Origin of the sequence: Devosia albogilva, assembly GCF_042685625.1 — a bacterium.
GTDB classification, from domain to species: domain Bacteria; phylum Pseudomonadota; class Alphaproteobacteria; order Rhizobiales; family Devosiaceae; genus Devosia; species Devosia albogilva.
Map to the genome: position 1 here is coordinate 3088079 of NZ_JBHUNP010000001.1, position 18882 is coordinate 3106960.

The 18882-nt window shown below is 65.1% G+C and carries 16 protein-coding genes and 1 tRNA gene; 7 read left to right on the forward strand and 10 right to left on the reverse strand.

Annotation, left to right across the window (positions count from 1 at the left end; all coding sequences use genetic code 11):
* Positions 1 to 8 precede the first annotated feature (8 nt).
* The 3 genes from ACFSX5_RS15490 to ACFSX5_RS15500 form a co-directional block, all read right to left on the reverse strand.
* Positions 9 to 1520 (reverse strand): argonaute/piwi family protein, encoded by a 1512-nt coding sequence (locus ACFSX5_RS15490; protein WP_386834638.1) that lies wholly within the window; start codon positions 1518 to 1520, stop codon positions 9 to 11.
* The gene (locus ACFSX5_RS15495; RefSeq protein WP_386834639.1) at positions 1517 to 2902 is read right to left on the reverse strand and encodes a toll/interleukin-1 receptor domain-containing protein; all 1386 of its coding nucleotides are present in this window, start codon (positions 2900 to 2902) and stop codon (positions 1517 to 1519) included. Before ACFSX5_RS15495 ends, ACFSX5_RS15490 begins: the two co-directional genes overlap by 4 nt.
* A gap of 311 nt (positions 2903 to 3213) precedes the next feature.
* Positions 3214 to 3582, reverse strand: a complete 369-nt coding sequence (locus tag ACFSX5_RS15500; protein ID WP_386835697.1) for a hypothetical protein — start codon at positions 3580 to 3582, stop codon at positions 3214 to 3216.
* Here ACFSX5_RS15500 and ACFSX5_RS15505 point away from each other — a divergent pair.
* Together ACFSX5_RS15505 and ACFSX5_RS15510 are read left to right on the forward strand one after the other, a co-directional pair.
* Positions 3490 to 4200: a toll/interleukin-1 receptor domain-containing protein gene (locus tag ACFSX5_RS15505; RefSeq protein WP_386835661.1), complete on the forward strand. Its 711-nt coding sequence runs from the start codon at positions 3490 to 3492 to the stop codon at positions 4198 to 4200. The genes ACFSX5_RS15500 and ACFSX5_RS15505 overlap by 93 nt on opposite strands.
* A 2-nt stretch (positions 4201 to 4202) precedes the next feature.
* A complete protein-coding gene (locus ACFSX5_RS15510) occupies positions 4203 to 4874 on the forward strand; it encodes an SLOG domain-containing protein (protein WP_386834640.1) in 672 nt (223 codons plus the stop codon).
* Positions 4875 to 5023: 149 nt separating this feature from the next.
* Here ACFSX5_RS15510 and ACFSX5_RS15515 read toward each other — a convergent pair.
* Positions 5024 to 5097 (reverse strand) — tRNA-Gln (locus tag ACFSX5_RS15515).
* A 220-nt stretch (positions 5098 to 5317) separates the two neighbouring features.
* On the opposite strand from ACFSX5_RS15515, the gene ACFSX5_RS15520 reads away from it, so the two are divergent.
* Both ACFSX5_RS15520 and ACFSX5_RS15525 read left to right on the forward strand, forming a co-directional pair.
* The gene (locus ACFSX5_RS15520; protein ID WP_386834642.1) at positions 5318 to 6496 is read left to right on the forward strand and encodes a Ppx/GppA phosphatase family protein; all 1179 of its coding nucleotides are present in this window, start codon (positions 5318 to 5320) and stop codon (positions 6494 to 6496) included.
* A complete protein-coding gene (locus tag ACFSX5_RS15525) occupies positions 6438 to 7217 on the forward strand; it encodes an RlmE family RNA methyltransferase (protein WP_386834644.1) in 780 nt (259 codons plus the stop codon). The genes ACFSX5_RS15520 and ACFSX5_RS15525 overlap by 59 nt, the downstream gene beginning before the upstream one ends.
* Here ACFSX5_RS15525 and ACFSX5_RS15530 read toward each other — a convergent pair.
* From ACFSX5_RS15530 to ACFSX5_RS15540, 3 genes are read right to left on the reverse strand one after another with little or no spacing between them, the layout of a single operon-like run.
* Positions 7209 to 7754, reverse strand: coding sequence for a GNAT family N-acetyltransferase (locus ACFSX5_RS15530; protein WP_386834645.1), 546 nt, complete (start codon positions 7752 to 7754; stop codon positions 7209 to 7211). The two genes, ACFSX5_RS15525 and ACFSX5_RS15530, sit on opposite strands and share 9 nt — an antisense overlap.
* 8 nt (positions 7755 to 7762) lie before the next feature.
* Positions 7763 to 9148, reverse strand: a complete 1386-nt coding sequence (locus tag ACFSX5_RS15535; RefSeq protein ID WP_386834647.1) for an MFS transporter — start codon at positions 9146 to 9148, stop codon at positions 7763 to 7765.
* An 18-nt stretch (positions 9149 to 9166) separates the two neighbouring features.
* Positions 9167 to 10555 (reverse strand): MFS transporter, encoded by a 1389-nt coding sequence (locus ACFSX5_RS15540; RefSeq protein ID WP_386835662.1) that lies wholly within the window; start codon positions 10553 to 10555, stop codon positions 9167 to 9169.
* A gap of 221 nt (positions 10556 to 10776) precedes the next feature.
* On the opposite strand from ACFSX5_RS15540, the gene guaB reads away from it, so the two are divergent.
* Entirely contained in the window at positions 10777 to 12279 is a 1503-nt protein-coding gene (gene guaB, locus ACFSX5_RS15545) for an IMP dehydrogenase (protein ID WP_386834649.1), read from the forward strand.
* Position 12280: 1 nt separating this feature from the next.
* On the opposite strand, the gene ACFSX5_RS15550 is transcribed toward guaB, so the two are convergent.
* Entirely contained in the window at positions 12281 to 13651 is a 1371-nt protein-coding gene (locus tag ACFSX5_RS15550; RefSeq protein WP_386834650.1) for a sensor histidine kinase, read from the reverse strand.
* On the reverse strand, positions 13648 to 14184 hold the full coding sequence (locus ACFSX5_RS15555; protein ID WP_386834651.1) for a molybdopterin-dependent oxidoreductase: 537 nt from the start codon (positions 14182 to 14184) through the stop codon (positions 13648 to 13650). Before ACFSX5_RS15555 ends, ACFSX5_RS15550 begins: the two co-directional genes overlap by 4 nt.
* A gap of 476 nt (positions 14185 to 14660) precedes the next feature.
* On the opposite strand from ACFSX5_RS15555, the gene ACFSX5_RS15560 reads away from it, so the two are divergent.
* Positions 14661 to 15950, forward strand: coding sequence for an RsmB/NOP family class I SAM-dependent RNA methyltransferase (locus ACFSX5_RS15560; protein WP_386834653.1), 1290 nt, complete (start codon positions 14661 to 14663; stop codon positions 15948 to 15950).
* A gap of 9 nt (positions 15951 to 15959) precedes the next feature.
* Here ACFSX5_RS15560 and ACFSX5_RS15565 read toward each other — a convergent pair whose 3' ends face one another.
* Positions 15960 to 17189 (reverse strand): acyltransferase family protein, encoded by a 1230-nt coding sequence (locus ACFSX5_RS15565; RefSeq protein ID WP_386834654.1) that lies wholly within the window; start codon positions 17187 to 17189, stop codon positions 15960 to 15962.
* A 120-nt stretch (positions 17190 to 17309) separates the two neighbouring features.
* Between ACFSX5_RS15565 and guaA the strand changes: the two genes are divergently transcribed.
* Positions 17310 to 18881 carry a glutamine-hydrolyzing GMP synthase gene (gene guaA, locus ACFSX5_RS15570; RefSeq protein ID WP_386834656.1) on the forward strand — a complete coding sequence of 524 codons (1572 nt, stop codon included), beginning with the start codon at positions 17310 to 17312 and terminating at the stop codon, positions 18879 to 18881.
* The last annotated feature ends 1 nt before the right edge of the window (position 18882 follow it).

Genomic DNA, 18882 nt, shown 5'->3' on the forward strand with positions numbered 1-18882 from the left:
CGTCTACCTTAGATGTAAGCCTTAAACGGCAGGGGAGGGCGGTCGCCTACCGGGGCCGCTGTGAGTATCTCCCCTACCAGGTCGGCGAACCTCAGGGTGACGGGCAGGCCATCCGCGAAGCCAGCGCTGTTGAAGTTCAGCTTTGTCAGCGACATCAAATCGCCGAGCACGGTTTCGATATCCCCGGTGCCCCGCACGATCTCCACCGTGACAGGGTTGGGCACCTCTCGTCCGGGATAAGTGTTTAGCCGGGGGACGAACCCTACAGTCCATAAGTAGGCGCTCCGCTCGCCAGTGATGATAGCTGTTCCGCGGAGAACCGTGTTCTTCCCGTATCGGAACAGCTTCACCTCGGCTTGCCGGCGGATGCGTATGCCCGTGAGCTTGGTCGTCTCTGGTACCGACTCCATGAACCCGGCCCATTCCTCGTCGCCGAAAAACGTCTGCCCGTGGATGAAGAGTTCGGCGGGCGGGGCTCCATGCATGTTCGTATAGGCCTTGACGATTAGCCCCATGAGTTCCGCCGCCTTGGCGCGCCCGAGGTGGAACGTGCCGTCGGCCTCCGAGAACCAGGGGCCCACCGCACCCTTGAAGACGACACCCTCACCGGACGACAAGAACATCTGGGCACCGCAGCAGGCATTATCGGTGCCGGTGGTGCTTTCTACTCGCTTGAAGATGAGCCCGACATAGCACACCCCCGGGCGGACGTCGGCGATGCGCCATGGCGTGCCGCCTGCCTTGTAGAACGACGTCGTGCACAGGTTCCAGGCGACGGAAGCGGGATCCTGCAGTGCCCTCCGGCGGTTCTCGTCTATATATCCTGCGAGCAGCGTGGTTTCCCGCACCACCTGCAGGATCTCACCTGTATCGAGGAGCCGTGCCTTCAGCTGGTTGTGGAAATTCTCCTCGTACCTGTACATCTCTAGGCCATCCACGTCCTCCTGGAACAGCCAACCGTCACGTAGCATCTTGTTTGCGTTGCGCCTGCCTACGGCCTTGGACGGAACCTGTTCGGCCTTTGGCACTCGGGAGTTCGGACGTCCGTACTTGTAAACTTCTTCCGGCACGACGACGAACCAGAGCAGCGGTTTGCTCCCCTCGTCGGTCCGGTGCGTGCGCAAGGCTTCGTCGTAGATGTCAACCGCAGTGTAGATAGCGTCGCTGCGGTCGCTGGACCGAATACGGCTGCTGAGTTCCGTTCCATCGATGACGCATTTAGCCATCGGGGTCGTAGGCCATTCTATGTTGAACACCGACTGAAAGCCCGGCCAGATCATGCGGTTCTCGGCCTTGCCCGTTTCTGGAGCGGCGATGACGCCACGGATAGAGGAGACCCACGCTTCGAAATGTTGTATCCCCTGGGGGGTGCCGATCACTCCGACATCCATGCGGGCCGGGTTGAGGTTCGATTCGGGCGGTCCGTATAGGAACAGGCCGTCCTTCGGGTGCTCGCATCTTTGGCCGAAACCGAAGCTCAGTTGCGGCTCGTCGACGTGGATCACGCGCCAGCCCTTCATGCCTCTTCCTCCAGCTCGTCGCCATCCTGGAAATCGTCGTCCAGTTGATCGGGCTCGTCCGGATCCTCGGCCTGGTCTTGCAGGAGAAGATCGGCGGGCATGCTGCGGGCGAGCTGAACACCGGACAACCGGGCGGCGAGCGCCATGCTGTTGGCGCCTCCGAGATCAATGACGATCTCCTCATCGCCTCCAGCCAAAAAGGCGATAAATGCCTCCTGCAGCGTCCGCCATTGTGGATTCCACCAATTGCGGCAGAAGCGCTTTCTCAACGACGATGTCCGCTTTGTGTCGGTGATGGCCTTTTGCCCGTCCTCGGACCAGCACAGGTATGGCTTGAAGCGCACCATGGGCTGTTCACCCAAGGATACATTCACCTTCATGGCGAGGTGCCAATAGACACCCAGCTTCTCGCTCCTCCCGACCACGTTCTTCCACGTCGTCGTGTTCCAGGCGGTTCTGTAGTTCACCTTGTCATTTTGCATCAGCCCTTTGGGGAAGTAGAATGCCTGTTGGCCGGCGGCGTCGTAGCTGACAAGGCCCCGTAACCGCAGATGGCGTTCAACATGCTCCCTGAGAAGGGCGGTGAGCTTGTTCTTGGCATCTGACCTGAGGGGGCGAGTCTCGCCAGCCTTCGGACCGTCCATGAAATCGATAAAGCCGAAAACGCCCTCTGTCTTGAGAAGGTGGCTCTCACCCATGAGTTCCTGGATGTGGTCCTTGTCGGCGAAAGCAATGCACAACCGGTGGAAATGGGCATGTGGCACCCCGGTTTTCTTGATGGCCTTCGGGAAAGTCTCCCTGCTGCCTTCATAGGAATAGAGAGATACGCGTTCCGGAAGCTTGGATATTTCTAAGAGGTTCGTGACTGCCGCTTCCGGCGCCGCGGCGACCAGTGAACTGGCCGCGGCGTGGTGGGCCCGCCATTGGTCGAACGTTGTTGACCCCGCGCCCCGAGGGATCTTCGACCGCTCGAGAGTCGCCAGGAGCTCAAGGTAACCTTCGCCCCAACTTCGGGAGAAGTCCAAAGCGTGCAGTTGGTTCAACTGTGCAGGAAGGCGGGCGTTGGGCGTGTCGTCGAGCCTGACAGGGATAATGAACTTGTCGTCTTCCAGCTGTCGGCCGACTCCGTCAGCGATCGACAACTCGCTGCGAAAGCCGCGCCGGTCCGTTGAAACGCTATGACGGGAAACCACGCTGACGAAGCGCACGGTGTCAGCGTGGAGGATGCGTTCGATGTTGGCCCAGAAAGGGGAGCCGCCCTCGAGATCGGTTAGTTCCGCCCAAGGCCGGTAACCCTCTCCTACTAGACGGCTTCCGAGCCACCGGACGAAGTCGTTGTCCTCCGGCTTGGCGTGGCTGATGAAGATTGTTTCTCTCGGCATGCTGTCCCGCGAATCCCCGGCTTGTATTCATTGTAGTCATTTTGCGCAGGCACTACAGGTCATTGTCCGCGTGGAAACTTGCGGACGCCGCGGATATTGTGGCCTCGTAAGTGAGGCTATCGGAGAGGGTTTGCAGTGAGCGTATACGAACTCGCTATACTTGGGTCGATGCCCGAGGCGCAGCGTCTGGCCCTGGAGGCCGCGCTCGCGGACCACGTCGGCGATTTCGGGCTCGGCTTAGGCGATGATGTGGTCGTCCACGACGGGCGAACAGTGGATGCACGTAACCCACGTGCGGCCTTCGCCGCTGTTTACTTCGGCGGAGCGCAAAATACGACGACGAGATGCACGCCAGGCGGATCGTGGCTGCAAGTCAGCCGGTAATACCCGTCATTGCAAGCAACGGTGACTTCGTCCGCGACATCCCCGAGTTCCTGCAAGCCGCGAACGGCGTCCGCCTCGATGACGGTGACCCCCGACTGCACGTGCTCGCATCGGCCATGCTCGAGTGTGTCGGACTGCTCCGGCGTCAGCGGAGGGTGTTCGTAAGCTATCGACGCCCGGAAGCACGGGCAGCCGCGCTGCAGTTGCATGATCTCCTGAGCAGCAAGGGCTTCGACGTATTCCTCGACACGCACGACATCCGGCCAGGCGATCCCTTCCAGGATGTCCTGTGGCATCGGCTATGCGACTCCGACGTGATGGTGATGCTGGACACCCCTTCATACTTCGACAGCAAATGGACGAGGCAGGAACTCGGGAGGGCTCTGGCGAAGGAGATCCATGTGCTTAGGGTGATCTGGCCCGAGCACAAACCGACCAAGATGATGGACCTCGCCGAGACCATCTACCTCGACTCCGCGGAACTCCAGGGGGCGGACGGTCCATTGGTCGAGGGAGCGGCGCAACAGATCGCTTTGGCCGTCGAGGACATACGCAGTCGGAGCATAGCGTCCCGGTACATGTCCTTCACCGGGAGGCTGAGGGCCGATGCGGAGAGGGTGGGGGCACGGGTGGAGGGTGTCGGGGCACACCGGGCGATCTCCATCACCCTCATGAATGAAAACAGGGTCTGGGCATATCCAGTCGTCGGAGTGCCAACTGCGGAAACGTTGAACGAGGTCGCCGAGAAAGCAAGGCAAGCCAACCAGCGCTGCACCCCAATCCTAGTCTACGACAGCATCGGCATTCGCGACACTTGGGGTGCTCACCTCAAGTGGCTCGACGATAATATCAAGGTGGTGCGATCCATGAAGCTCTCCGAAGCTGCTTGGACCCTTAGCGGGATGGAGGAGTGACCATGATGGAGGCTATATTTCTCTCAGCAGGCATTCCCGACCCTAAGCGAGGGCCGGAATACGCAGCCACAGCGGATACGGTGGCGATCGCCGCGGCGGTGTCCTCGCTGGTACACGTGGTTCTCGGTCGTCGGCGCTTGGTGTGGGGCGGACACCCGGCGATCACGCCAATCGTGTGGGCCATGGCGGAGGAGCTTGGCGTGGAGTACGGGCAGTGGGTCAATCTCTACCAGTCTAACCTTTGGGAGGATGAGTTCCCGGAGGACAACAAGCGATTTCGGAACGTGACCTACGTGGAGGCGGTCGGTGTCGACGTTGACAAGAGCGTAGAGGCGATGAGGCAAAGGATGCTCACCGAGCACGAGTTCTCGGCGGCGGTGTTCATCGGCGGCATGAAAGGCATCGTCGACGAGTACGAGCTTTTCAACAAGCTCCACCCCGATGCCGCGGTCGTACCGGTCGTATCGACGGGAGGTGCGGCGATCGAAGTGGGCAGGATCAGTGCGATCAAGGACCCGGATCTGGAAAAAGACCTCGACTACGTCTCCCTTTTCCACCGCCATCTGGACATTTCCGTGCGGGAGCAGCGTTACGCTGACCCCGCCTTGCAACCTGACGCGGTGGAAGAGCGGTACTGGAAACGCCACGCCCTTTCCGCACACAACGAAGTGTGACTGGCGAAGTTGAGAGGATCGGCGACAGCCAAGACTGTGCTTAGGCCCTCATCGAGATCCTACAGACGCTGCATTCTTACAGCCGGATCGCTGCATTCTTACAGCGGAATCGTGGCACTCTTTCAGCCCCGTCATAGGAAGGAAGAAGCTGGCTGGGGAACCTGGATTCGAACCAAGATCGACGGAGTCAGAGTCCGCTGTTCTACCATTGAACTATTCCCCAGCAGGGGTGCCCGGGCGAAGCGGGCGGGCGCGGCGTGGCCGGCGCGGGTTTCACTTAGACAAAGCGAAATCAGATTGCAAGCGCCCTCGACACGCTTTGACACCTTGTTCGGGAACATTGCGCCGCAGCCCCCCATGCTCTACCGTCAGCGGCGACAACGAACGACTGTGCGTCGGGCGCGCCCTCTGGGTCCGGCGACCGCGCACGCTAGGAGACCATCGTGGCCGACTTGGATCGGTCCGCGGCCGCGCTGCCCCTCGAGGTCGGTGCGGCCAATATGCCGCAGGGGCCTGTCCCTTCGGCAAGGGACGGGCAGGGACGGCCCGGACCGGCGGGCAAGCGGACGCCGCCACCCCCAGCCAATTCGCGCCGTGCGCGCGGGCCGCTCTATGCCGCGCTCGACCTTGGCACCAACAACTGTCGCCTCTTGATCGCCCGCCCGCATGATCACGGCTTCCGCGTCATGGACGGCTTCACCCGCATCGTGCGGCTGGGGGAGGGCGTGTCCGTCACCGGGCGGCTCTCCGACGCGGCGATGGAGCGCACCATGGAAGCACTCCGCCAGTGCCGCAACAAGCTGGTGGAGCACCAGCCCGCCCGCATGCGCCTGATCGCCACCGAAGCCTGCCGGAGCGCCGAGAACGGCGTCGCCTTCCTGGCCCGGGTGCGCGAGGAACTCGGGCTCGAGCTCGAGATCGTCGACCGCCGCACCGAGGCCGAACTCGCCGTCACCGGCTGCGCCGACCTGATCGAAGGTACTGCACAGGGCGCGCTGATGTTCGATATCGGCGGCGGTTCCTCCGAACTCGCCTGGCTCGATTTCCGCGGCGGGCGCCCGCGGGCGCAGGGCCGCATGTCGGCCTCGATTCGCTCTTGGCAGTCGCTGCCGGTCGGCGTCGTCTCGATCGCCGAGCGTTTCGGTGGCGTCGATGTCACTCCGGAGGTGTTCGAGGCAATGGTGGCCTACGTCGCCGAGCACCTCAAGCAGTTCCGCGGCCGCGACAAGCTGCGCCAGATGATCGCCGACCACCCGGTCCACCTGATCGGCACCTCCGGCACCGTGACCACCCTGGCGGGCCTCCATCTCGGCCTCGAGCGCTATGAGCGCCAGAAGGTCGACGGGCTGTGGATGCACCGCCGCGAGGTCGACGAGACCATGCGCGTGCTGCTCAACATGCCCTATGAGCGCCGCGTCGCCCACGCCTGCATTGGCCGCGACCGCGCCGATCTGGTGCTGCCCGGCTGCGCCATCTTCGAAGCCATCCGCCGCGAATGGCCCACCGAGCGGGTGCGCGTCGCCGACCGTGGCCTGCGCGAGGGCATCCTGATCTCGCTGATCGATGCCGATCGCGGCCGCGGCAGGAACGCAACTGCGCGGAGGTATGGCCATGGTCGATAAGGCACTGGGGCAGGGCGGTCGCAAATCCGACAAGGATCTCAAGATCCGGGTGAAGACGGCCAAGAAGCGCACCGTCTCCTCCACCAAATGGCTCGAGCGGCAGCTCAACGACCCTTACGTGGCGCGCGCCCGCGCCGAGGGCTATCGCTCGCGCGCTGCCTTCAAGATCAAGGAGATGGACGAAAAGCATAAGCTCTTTCACAAGGGCACGCGCGTCGTCGATCTCGGGGCGGCGCCCGGCGGCTGGTCGCAGGTTGCGGCCAAGGCGGTGGGCTCCACCGATGCCAATCCCCTGGTGGTCGGCATCGACTATCTCGACATGGACCCGATTCCCGGCGTCATCCTGCTCAAGAAGGATTTCACCGAAGACGACGCGCCACAGATGCTGATCGATGCCATGGGCGGCAAGAAGGCCGACCTGGTGATGAGCGACATGGCCTGGCCCACCACCGGCCACCGGCCAACCGACCACCTGCGCATCGTCCAACTGGTGGAGATCGCCGCCGATTTTGCGCTCGACGTGCTGGCGCCGGGCGGCGCCTTCGTTGCCAAGGTGTTCCAGGGTGGCACCGAGCATGAGCTGCTGCACATGCTCAAGCGCCACTTCCGGAGCACCTTCCACGCCAAGCCGCCGTCCAGCCGCTCCGATTCCGCCGAGGCCTATCTGATCGCCAAGGGCTTCAAGGGACGCCCCGAGGACAGCGAAGACGACTCAGACTAGCGGATTGCCGATCCGGTAGAGCACGTGCCGCCGCAGCGCGTGCCCCTCCGGCACCCGCGGGTGGTCGAAATCGCGCGCTTCGTCGCGCACCATTCCGAGCTTCTCCATCACCCGCTGGCTCGGCCGGTTGGGCACCGCAGTGATCGCCACCACTTCGCGGAGGCCAAGCTCACGCCAGCCATAGTCGAGCCAGGCCTGCGCCCCCTCCGGCGCCACGCCTTGCCCCCAGAAGGCCGGATCGAGCTGCCAGCCGATCTCGACCTCGGCTCCGGTCGCCGCCCGCAACGGCTCGTCGAACCGGGCCATGCCGATGATCCCGGCCAGCCGCCCGTTGGCTTTCCACTCCGCCGCGCCGAAACAGAAGCCGTAGTCCGCCTCCTCCTGCCAGACGCGGTTCAGGAACCGGTCGACGTCTTCGGAACTGGCGCGGGTCGGGAAGAACCGCCGCACCTGCTCGTCGCCCATGATCCGTTCGAGGTCAGCGCGGTCGCGTTGCTCCAGGGGCCGCAGGGTCAGTCGCTCGGTCTCGGCTCTCATCTCGGCTCCTAGTGCGCTTCGCCGCTGCCCGTTAGCTGGTGCCCGGCATTGTTGGGGAGCCGCAGGAACAGGATTGTTGCCAAAAATCCGACCGCCGCGACCATAAGGAAGGCGATGTGGAAGTCCACGAGCGCCAGCATCTCCCCGCCGCGCAGTGTATGAGCGAGTTCGAGCAAACCGCCACCCAGCGCCACGCCCATGGCAAACATCAACTGCCCCCACACCTGGCTGATTGTGTTGGCCTGGCCGGCGTCCTTGTCCTCGATGTCGGCGAAGGTGAAGGCGTTGGAGCCGGTCCAGTACATCGACTGCCAGAAGCCGGTGAACACCAGCACGCCGAGGATCAGCACCAGCGGTGTCTCGGGCACATAAGTCCCCATGGCGACGATGCCCAAGGCTGCGACGAGCGTCGAGATCACCAGCGGGTACTTGAACCCGAAGCGGCGGAACATCCAGTTGGCCATGAACTTGGCCACCAGCGCCCCGATAGCGCTGGCAAAGGTGACCATGCCGGATTCGAACGGCGTCATGCCGAACCTGATCTGCAGCATCAGCGGAAACAGGAACGGCGTGGCGCCCTGGCCGAGCCGGAAGAAGGTCCCGGCCACCACCGAGGTGCGAAAGATCGGAAACCGCAGAAGCCTCAGGTCGAGCAGCGGATTGCTCGTCCCCAGCGCGTGGCGCACATAGATCAGGCCGATCCCCACCCCCGCCGCTGCCGAGACCGCGCCCACCGCCGGCGGCAGTGCCGGCAGGCTCATCACCGAGCAGCCGAAGGCGAACAGGGCGAAGGCACTGCCCGCGAGCACGAAGCCCTTGCGGTCGATCGCCCGCGGCGCGTTGCGCGTCTCGTTCGGCAGCACGAAGCCGACCAGCACCATGCCCAGAATGCCGATCGGCACATTGATAATGAAGATCCAGTGCCAGGAAAAGAATGTGGTGAGAAAACCCCCGAAAGGCGGTCCCACGATGGGCCCGATCAGCGCCGGAATGGTCAGCCACGCCATCGCGTTCACCAATTGGTGCCGCGGTGTCGACCGCACCAGCACGAGGCGCGCCACCGGCCCCATCATGGCGCCGCCCATGCCCTGCACGAACCGCGCGCCGACGAACTGCGCCAGCGAGGAGGAGAGGGCACAGGCTACCGAGCCGCACATGAACACCAGCATCGCCACCCGAAACACCCGCCGGGCCCCGAACCGGTCCGCCATCCACGACGAGATTGGGATGAAGATCGCCAGCGCCACCAGATAGGCGGTCAGCGCCAGCTTCAGCGAGATCGGGTCCGTGCCGATGTCGCTGGCGATGGCAACCAGCGAGGTGGCGATCACCGTCGCGTCCATGTTTTCCATGAACAGCGCCGTGGCGAGGATGAGCGGGATGGTACGGGACACTGCTTCCGGCTCCGCCGGCTACTCCTTGGCGACGGGCCTGTGGCCGGAAACATTGCTGCCCGCATCCGCCGGCAGGCGCAGATAGACCAGCGCGCTGAGCATGCTCAGTCCGCCCACGACAAAGAACGCGATCTGGAAGTCGAACACCGCGAGTTCGCTCCCGCTGATGCGGGTGCTGACCTCGAGGATCGCCCCGGCCACCGCCACGCCGAAGGCGATGCTCAACTGCTGCGCCACGGCGACGATCGCAGTGGCCTGGCTCGCTTCCTCGTCGCTCACATCGGCGTAGCCGATGGCATTGGTGCCGGTGAAGAAGATCGAGCGCAAGACGCCGCTCGCCACCAGAACCGCCATCATCACCGGCACCGGCGTCGCCTCGGTGAACAGCCCGTGCACCGCCACCAAAAGCCCGCCCATCGCCGCCGCGAACCCCAGCATCCGCGGGAAGCCGAAGCGCGCGAACACCCGCTCGGCGGCGAACTTGCTGAGCAGTGCCCCGAAGGCGGACACGAAGGTGACCGCCCCCGACTCGAACGGCGTCAGCCCAAAGCCCAGTTGCAGCATCAGCGGCAAAAGGAACGGCGTGGCCCCGATGCCGATGCGAAACAGCGACCCACCGGTGATGGCACTGCGGAACAACGGATGCCTGAACAGTTGCGGGTCGAGCAGCGGGAATTTGGCGCGCCTGGCATGCAGCAGGTAGAGCAGGGCCGCCGTGACGCCGACCGCGAGCGTCAGGTAGCCATAGATCAGCGGCAGCGCCGGCAGGCTGACCACCGAGAGCCCGAACACCAGCCCGGCAAAGGCAATCCCCGCCAGCACGAACCCGACCGTATCGATCGGGCGCGGATTGCGCTCATCCGGCACCTTGAGGAAGATGCTGGACAGGATGATACCCGCGATCCCGATCGGGATGTTGATCCAGAAGATCCAGTGCCAACTGAGATAGGTGGTGAGAAACCCGCCTACCAGCGGCCCGGTGATCGGACCGATCAGCGCTGGAATCGTCAGCCACGCCATCGCCGAGACCAGTTCGCTGCGCGGCGTCGAGCGCACCAGCAGCAGGCGCCCCACCGGCGTCATCATCGAGCTGCCGATGCCCTGGAAGAACCGCGACGCCACGAAGCTCTCGAGCGAGTACGAAAACGAGCAGGCGAGCGAGCCCAGCATGAACACGAAGATCGCCAGCCGGAAGATGTTCTTGGCCCCGTAGCGATCCGCCATCCAGCCACTGATCGGGATGAAGATGGCGAGCGCCACGAAATACGCGGTGAGCGCCAGCTTCAGCGCAATCGGCTCGCTGCCGATATCTGTCGCGATCGCCGGCAGGGACGTAGCGATGACGGTCGAGTCCATCTGTTCCATGAACAGGGCGACCGCCAGGATGAGGGGTGTAATGCGGACCACGTCGAGCCGGGAGAATCGGGATACCAGAACAGGTAACCGGCTCAACTATCGAGGGACACCACCGGATGCGCAAGCCGACATAGGTGGCACGCGTTCTGCGCACCTATGCAAGTTTCTTCGCCGATGCTATTGACCCTCGCCAACCTGAACCCGCCGAGTCTCCCCCGCGGGTTCTTTTCCATTATCCCTGGTTCACACCGGAAGGCAGGAAAGGTCTGGCCTTGGCGAAGATCATTACCACCATCACTGGCGATGCGGCTCTCACCTTCGACGACGTGCTGCTGCAGCCGGCGCGCTCCGACATCCTGCCCACCGAGACAGACATTTCCACCTATGTCACCAAGGACATAGCGCTCAATCTTCCCATCCTGTCTTCGGCCATGGATACCGTCACCGAGAGCGCCATGGCCATCGCCATGGCTCAGGCTGGCGGCATGGGCGTGATCCACAAGAACCTGACCGCCGCCGAACAGGCCGAGCAGGTCCGGATCGTGAAGAGCTTCGAGTCCGGCATGGTGGTGAACCCCATCACCATCGGCCCCGAGGCGACGCTGTCGGATGCGCTGACCCTGATGCAGCAGAGCCGCATTTCCGGCATTCCGGTGGTCGAGAACGGCGGCCGTGGCGGCCGCGTCACCGGCAAGCTGGTCGGCATCCTCACTAATCGCGACGTTCGCTTCGCCTCCAATCCCCATCAGCCGGTCTCCGAGCTGATGACCCACACCAACCTGATCACCGTGCGGGAAGGTGTGTCCAAGGACGAAGCCAAGGTGCTCCTGCACCGCCACCGCATCGAGAAGCTGCTCGTCGTCGACGAGGACTATCGCTGCATCGGCCTGATCACCGTCAAGGATATCGAGAAGGCCCAGCTCCACCCCAACGCCGTCAAGGATGCGCAGGGGCGCCTCCGCGTCGCTGCCGCCTCCACCGTCGGCGATAACGGCTTCGAGCGCTCGCTGGCCCTGATCGACGCCGGCGTCGACCTGCTCGTGATCGACACCGCCCACGGCCACTCCGTCCGCGTCGCCGAGGCCGTCGAGCGGGTCAAGCGCGAGTCCAACTCCACCCGCATCGTTGCCGGCAACGTCGCCACCGCCGAAGCCACCAAGGCGCTGATCGATGCCGGTGCCGACTGCGTCAAGGTCGGCATCGGCCCCGGCTCGATCTGCACCACCCGCATCGTCGCAGGCGTCGGCGTGCCTCAGCTCGCCGCCGTCATGTCCTGCGCCGAAGAGGCCGACCGCCAGGGCATTCCCGTCATCGCCGATGGCGGCATCAAGTTCTCGGGCGATCTGGCCAAGGCTCTGGCCGGCGGCGCCAGTTGCGTCATGGTCGGCTCGCTCCTGGCCGGCACCGACGAAGCGCCCGGCGAGGTCTTCCTCTACCAGGGCCGCTCCTACAAGTCCTACCGCGGCATGGGCTCGGTCGGTGCCATGGGCGCCGGCTCCGCCGACCGCTACTTCCAGCAGGATGTGCGCGACCAGATGAAGCTGGTGCCGGAAGGCATCGAAGGGCAGGTGGCCTACAAGGGTCCGGTGAACGCCGTGATCCACCAGCTCGCCGGCGGCCTGCGCGCCGCCATGGGCTATACCGGCGCCCACACACTCAAGGATTTCCGCGAGAATTCCACCTTCGTGAAGATCTCCGGCGCCGCCCTCAACGAAAGCCACGTCCACGACGTGACCATCACCCGCGAGGCTCCGAACTACCGCAGCGGGCGCTGAGTTACTTCGCCGCTTCCGGGGCGAGCGACGCGGTCGCCCCGGGCTGCTCCACGGGGCGGTAGGGGAAGCGCAGGGTGAAGGTCGAGCCTTCGCCCTCGACGCTGCGCACCTCCACCTGGCCTCCATGCAGCTTCATGATCTGCGCCACGAAGTTGAGGCCAATCCCGGTGCCCGGGACGCCCTCGGCCGTCCGTGCCCGGTAGAACCGCTCGCTGATGAACTCCATCTCGTCGGCGGGGATGCCCACCCCCGAGTCGTCGACGCTGATCACCACGTCGCTGCCCTGCCGCTCGCCGCGGACCACCACCAGCGTACTGGCCGGCGAGTACTTCAGGGCATTGGAAATCAGGTTCTGGATCGCCTGCTCCAACAAGGTACTGTCCGCCAGCGCCACTTGCGGCAACCGCTCCAGCGCCCGCTCGATGCGGTTCTGGTCCTCTTCGGGCTGATACTCGCACACCAACGCGATCAACTGGTGAAGGTCGCAGGGGCGCGGATTGAAGCTGATCTCGCCCTGCTCGAGCCGCGCGGCGTTGAGCGTGCTCTCCATCAGCCGCGTCAGCCGCTGGCACGCGTTACGGATCTTGGTGACGCGGCTGACCACCTCGTCTGCCGACATTGCACCGGCGCGCCGCAGCATGCGCTGGGCGCTCGCGTCGATGATCGACAGCGGCGTGCGGAACTGGTGCGACACCACTGAGGTGAACGCACGATGCAGGCGTGACACCTCCCGCTCGTGTTGAAGTGCTGCTTCCGCGCGCACCGCCGTTCGCAGCCCCCGCACCAGAACGATCGCGACCAGCACGCCCGCCGCGATCGTGGCCAGCAGGTAGCCGATCACTTCGAACAGGATCTGCCGCCGGCTCTCGCGCACGGCCGCCTGCCGCTCACGGCCGTCCAGCATGCCGGCATTGGCAAAATCGCGCATGCTCAGCGCCAGTGTCTGGGCCGTGTCGTGCAGTGCCACTGTTGCAGCCGTATCCGTCGGCTCAAGCCTAGGCAGTGCGGCGCGGTGCTCCTCCAGCATCGCCCGCATGGCGGCGACGTCGTCGTCATAGCCCATGGCGGCGACCCGGGCCGTCATCGGTCCCTCCTCGAACAGCCTTATGCGGCTGTCGAGCAGGTCATAGCGCAGCACCACTTCCTCGAGCGGCACCCGTTCCGCTTCGAACTGCAGCACGGTGTCGGCCAGGCGCATCGCCTCGTACTGCCCCTGGCTCGAAAACCAGATCACCCCTTCGGCCGGTTCACCGCTCAGCCGGTTCTCGTTGACCGCCAGTCGTGTCACCGCCGTCAGCAGCAACACGAATAGCACGGTCACGGCCAGGGCCGCGGCAAGAAAGGGCCGCGAGATCCACGGCCGCCCGGTCATTGCACCCGCAGGGCCTTGAGTTGCCACACCCAACGGTCATGCAGCCGCCGGTCCTGCAGTTCAGGGTGGTTGTCGCGGGGGTAGACGATCCAGATCGGCCCCTTGTCGCTGACCTTCATCTCCTCGCCGCCCATGGTGGTGGCCAGCAGCACATCGAAGTTCTGGAAGTCCTCCATCGGCACTTCCACGGTGTAGTCATTCAGCGCCGACGCCATCACCGCGGCACCATCCGCCCCCACCCGCTCCAGCACGGTACGGGCCAGTACGCCGGAGAACACCTGGACGCCGTCGGTCCACGGTGTCGAGGTCTCTATCTCGGTGAGCCCCAGTCCATGCAGCATTTCGCGGTCGAAGGCGGCTCCTCCATCGGTGTTGGTGACTTCGATATTGCCGCTCACCACCAGGATCACCGGCCCTTCCGGTGCCGGCAACGGCTCCGCCGCCGCCACTATCGTCGGCAACAGCAACACCGCCGCCGCCGCAAAAAATCCGCGCGCTCTCTTCAGTTCAGACGTCCACATCAACAATGACACCGCCACGCCTCCTGAATATCCCCCAAGCAATCGCGACTACTTACTCCTCCGCCGCCCCCAACGCACCAAAAAAACGCTGAGAGCGGGGGGCGTCCCGCGATGCCTCAACGGCCGGCAGATGGTGGTGCAGGCACCTCGAGATGGATTCCCGCCTACGCGGGAATGAAACCGCGTTCGTCGCGACCTCGCCCCCCACCCAACCTCCCCCGCAACGCGGGGGAGGGGCGCATCGAGTTTGCTTCGCTGCTCCGGCACCCACCGGCCCGTCCCTCCCCCGCTCGCGGGGGAGGCTAGGTGGGGGCTCGCTCCCTCTCCCCCACGGCCATCGCCGCTTGCCCGCCAAAATTGATTCTGCCGGAACCACTTGTGACCACTTCCGGACTCTCCTCCGGAGCTTGGACACTGCCCCTTCGGCCTTGCAGTGCTGCGCTGGCTCTGGCTAATGGTCCTCAGCCATTCCCCCATGCCGAGTTGCCATGCGCCTCCCCGGTCGCCTCTCCGCCGCCATCGACGTTCTGACCGAAGTGGAAACCCGCCGCCGCCCCGTGTCGGAAGCCTTGAAGTCTTGGGGTCAGGCCAATCGCTTCGCCGGGGCAGGGGACCGTGCGGCCATTGGCAATCTCGTCTACGACGCGCTTCGTCGCCGCGCCTCCCACGCTGCGCTCATGGGCGACGATAGCCCTCGCAGCCTCGTGCTGGCCGTTGCCGTTCGCGATTGGGGCGAGAACCCCAAGGCCTTGTCGCAGAGCTTCGCCGGGGACGCGCATGCCCCCGAGCCCCTCACCGAAGCCGAAATCGCCCGCCTCTCCGCCCCGGCACCCGAGATGCCCGCCCATGCCGCCGCCGACGTGCCGGAATGGCTCGCCCAATCGCTGGAGCGCGCCTTCGGCGATAGCTGGGTGGACGAGGGCCGCGGTTTCGCCGGCCGGCCTTCGCTCGATCTGCGCGTCAACACCCTGAAGTCGAGCCGCGAGCGGGTCCTGAAATCGCTTGCCCGCTTCAATCCCCAGCCCACAGCCGTCGCTCCCCTTGGCGTCACCATGCCCGCCGGAGCGCGCGACGCCCGCACGCCCAACGTCACCACCGACGAGGGCTATCTCAAGGGCTGGTTCGAGGTGCAGGACCAGGGCAGCCAGATCGTCGCGACCCTCGCCAACGCCCGACCGGGCGATCAGGTGCTCGATCTTTGCGCCGGGGCAGGGGGCAAGACCCTCGCCCTTGCCGCCGCCATGGACAACCGCGGCCAGATCTTCGCCTTTGATAGCGACCGCGCCCGCCTGGCTCCGATCTACGACCGGTTGAAGCGCAACGGCGCCCGCAACGTCCAGGTCCGCGCCCCCGAATCCGGCGCCCTTGATGATCTCGCCGGCAAGATGGACCGCGTCGTCGTCGACGCGCCCTGCACCGGCACCGGCACCTGGCGGCGTCGCCCCGACATCAAGTGGAAGCTCACCCCCGAACTTCTCGCCCAGCGCCTCGCCGATCAGTCCGCGGTGCTGAACCAGGCCACGGGTTTCCTCAAGCCCGGTGGTCACCTCGTCTACATCACCTGCTCGATCCTGCCGCAGGAGAACGACGATCAGGTGCAGGCGCTGCTTGCTACCCACACCAACCTGGCAGTCGTGCCTGCCGTCGAGGCCTGGCAGGCAGCTTTCGGCACCACCATCCCATCCGGTCTCGCCACCGAACTCGGCGGCGTCGCCCTGACGCCCCATCGCACCAATACGGATGGCTTCTACTGCATCGTCCTGCGCCGCTTGGCCTGAGAGTCGGTGCTATGAACTCGTCGCCGGCACCGCATCGTTCCGCGGCTCGCGCCTGAGCCGCGGTTCGAGCCCACGCGCCCACTCGACCACCGGCCGCTCGAGCAGCCTGAAACTCAGCGTCGCCACCACCAGCGTCACCCCAATGACGACGGCGCTGGTGATCAGCCAGTTGCTCCACCCCTGCGGCCCCGATGTGTCGAACGATCCCGGCACCACCCGCTCGATCAGCCACATGAGCAGGAAGTGCCAGATATAGATGCCGAACGAAATCTCGGCGATGAACCGCACTGGCCGCGCATCCAGCATCCGCCCAGCCACAACCGAGCTCGGCAGCGCCACCAGCGCCACGGCAACCAGCAGCGGCATCCACGGAAAGGCATAGGGCACGCCCAGCCAGCCGAAGCCTTCGGTCTGCCCGCCTACGCCCATCGCCATCAGCACCCCAAGCCCGAAGATGGCCAGCACACCGGCCGCATCGAAACCTCCGTGCCGCAGCCCCGCCAGCCGTACCTGCACCCCTGCCGCTAGCGCCCCTATGGCAAAGATTGCGAAGAACCCCACCGGATTGAACCGCGGCATCCACGCCTTGGCGCCGCCCACCAGCCCGAACTGCCAGCCGCGCTCGACCTCATCGATCGGCGCCCACTGCACCACCAGCACGTGCCCCACCAGAACGATGCCGATCACGCCCACCCAAAGCAGCCGCGCCGTGGCTCCCCTGGCGCCGAGTGCAAACAGCACCGTCAGCGCCATCGGCAGCAGCAGGTACGACGTGACCTCGAACCCGATGGACCAGAGTGGCCCATTGTTGTCGACCGGAAACAGCGTCACCCAGTGCCAGTCGCCGACCAGTAGCGCCCCGGCCACGAAGCGCGTCACCCGCTCCGCATCCAGCACCTTGCCGCCGAGCCACAGGTCGAGCAGCAGGCTCACCACCAGCGCGAGCCAGAATCCCGGCAGGATGCGCGCCATACGCCGCAGCGCATAGACCTTCAGCGACGGCATCGGCTGTCCCGCGTCGAGCGCCAGCCAGAACGGCCGCGCCAACAAGAACCCGCTCAGCACGAAGAACACCGACACCCCGAAGCTGCCCAGGGTCAGCCAGCGGATCAGCGGCTGGAACAGCTCCGGCACCGAGCCCAGATCCATGCGAAACGCCAGGTGATGCATCAGCACCGCAAGGCACGCCAGTGCCCGCAGGCAGTCGGCGCCGCTCAGTCGATTCCCTGTCACCCACATCCCCCACATCTTGCCGGCACGGCAACGCGCCAGCGCACTGCCCGTTTCGCCCGCACCGCGCAAGGCCGGCTTGCATCCGATGTGCTTGCGAAAAGGGCGCGTTGGCGATAAGGGCTCGCCATGCAAACCCCCGCCAGCGCCGCCCCCACCGAGTCCATCCTCATCATCGATTTCGGCTCGCAGGTCACTCAGTTGATCGCCCGCCGCATCCGCGAAACCGGGGTGTACTGCGAGATCCACCCCTTCCAGCACGCCGGTGCTGCCGTTGCCGCCTTGAAGCCGGCAGGCATCGTGCTCTCGGGCAGCCCCGCCTCCACGCTCGACGAGAACGCGCCCACTATCGATCCGGCAGTGTTCGCCGCCAAAGTGCCGATCCTCGGCATCTGCTACGGCCAACAGGCGCTGTGCATGGCGCTCGGTGGCCGCGTCGAGGCCGGTCACCACCGCGAGTTCGGCCGCGCCGAAGTCACCGCCCACAAGCCCTCTGCTCTTTACGACGGCGTCTGGGACACGGGCTCCGCCCATCAGGTCTGGATGAGCCATGGCGACCGCGTGGTGGATATCCCGGAAGGTTTCGAGGTCGTCGGCACCTCTCCGGGCGCCCCGTTCGCCATGATCGCCAACGAACAGCGCCGCATCTGGGGCGTCCAGTTCCATCCCGAAGTGGTCCACACCCCCGACGGGGCGAAGCTCTACGCCAACTTCGTCCACAAGATCTGCGGCATCCAGTCCAACTGGACCATGGCCGCCTACCGCTCGCGCATGATCGAGAAGATTCGCGAGCAGGTCGGCACCGGTCGGGTCATCTGCGGCCTCTCCGGCGGTGTCGATTCCTCCGTGGCCGCCGTCCTGATCCACGAAGCCATCGGCGACCAGCTCACCTGCATCTATGTCGATCACGGCCTGATGCGCCTCAACGAATCCGAGCAGGTCGTCGGCATGTTCCGCGACCAGTTCAACATCCCGCTCGTTCATGTCGACGCGTCCGACAAGTTCATCGGCGAACTCGAGGGTCAGTCCGACCCCGAGACCAAGCGCAAGATCATCGGCCGGCTGTTCATCGAGGTCTTCGAGGAAGAGGCCAGGAAGCTCGGCGGCGCCGAATTCCTCGCGCAAGGCACGCTTTATCCCGACGTGATCGAGTCCGTTTCCTTCACCGGCGGTCCATCGGTCACCATCAAGTCCCACCACAATGTCGGTGGCCTGCCCGAGCGCATGAACATGCAGCTCGTCGAACCTCTGCGCGAGCTGTTCAAGGACGAGGTCCGCGCCCTCGGCCGCGAGCTCGGCATTCCCGAGAGCTTCATCGGCCGCCATCCTTTCCCGGGCCCCGGCCTCGCCATTCGTTGCCCCGGCGGCATCACCCGCGAGAAGCTCGACATCCTCCGCCAGGCCGACGCCATCTATCTCGACGAGATTCGCAAGGCCGGCCTTTACGATCAGATCTGGCAGGCCTTCGCCGTGCTGCTGCCGGTGCAGACCGTCGGCGTCATGGGCGATGGGCGCACCTACGAGTTCGTCTGCGCCCTGCGTGCCGTGACCTCGGTCGACGGGATGACGGCGGACTTCTACCAGTTCGACATGAACTTCCTCGGCCGCGCCGCCACCCGCATCATCAACGAAGTCCGCGGCATCAACCGCGTCGTCTACGACGTGACCAGCAAGCCGCCGGGCACCATCGAGTGGGAATAGG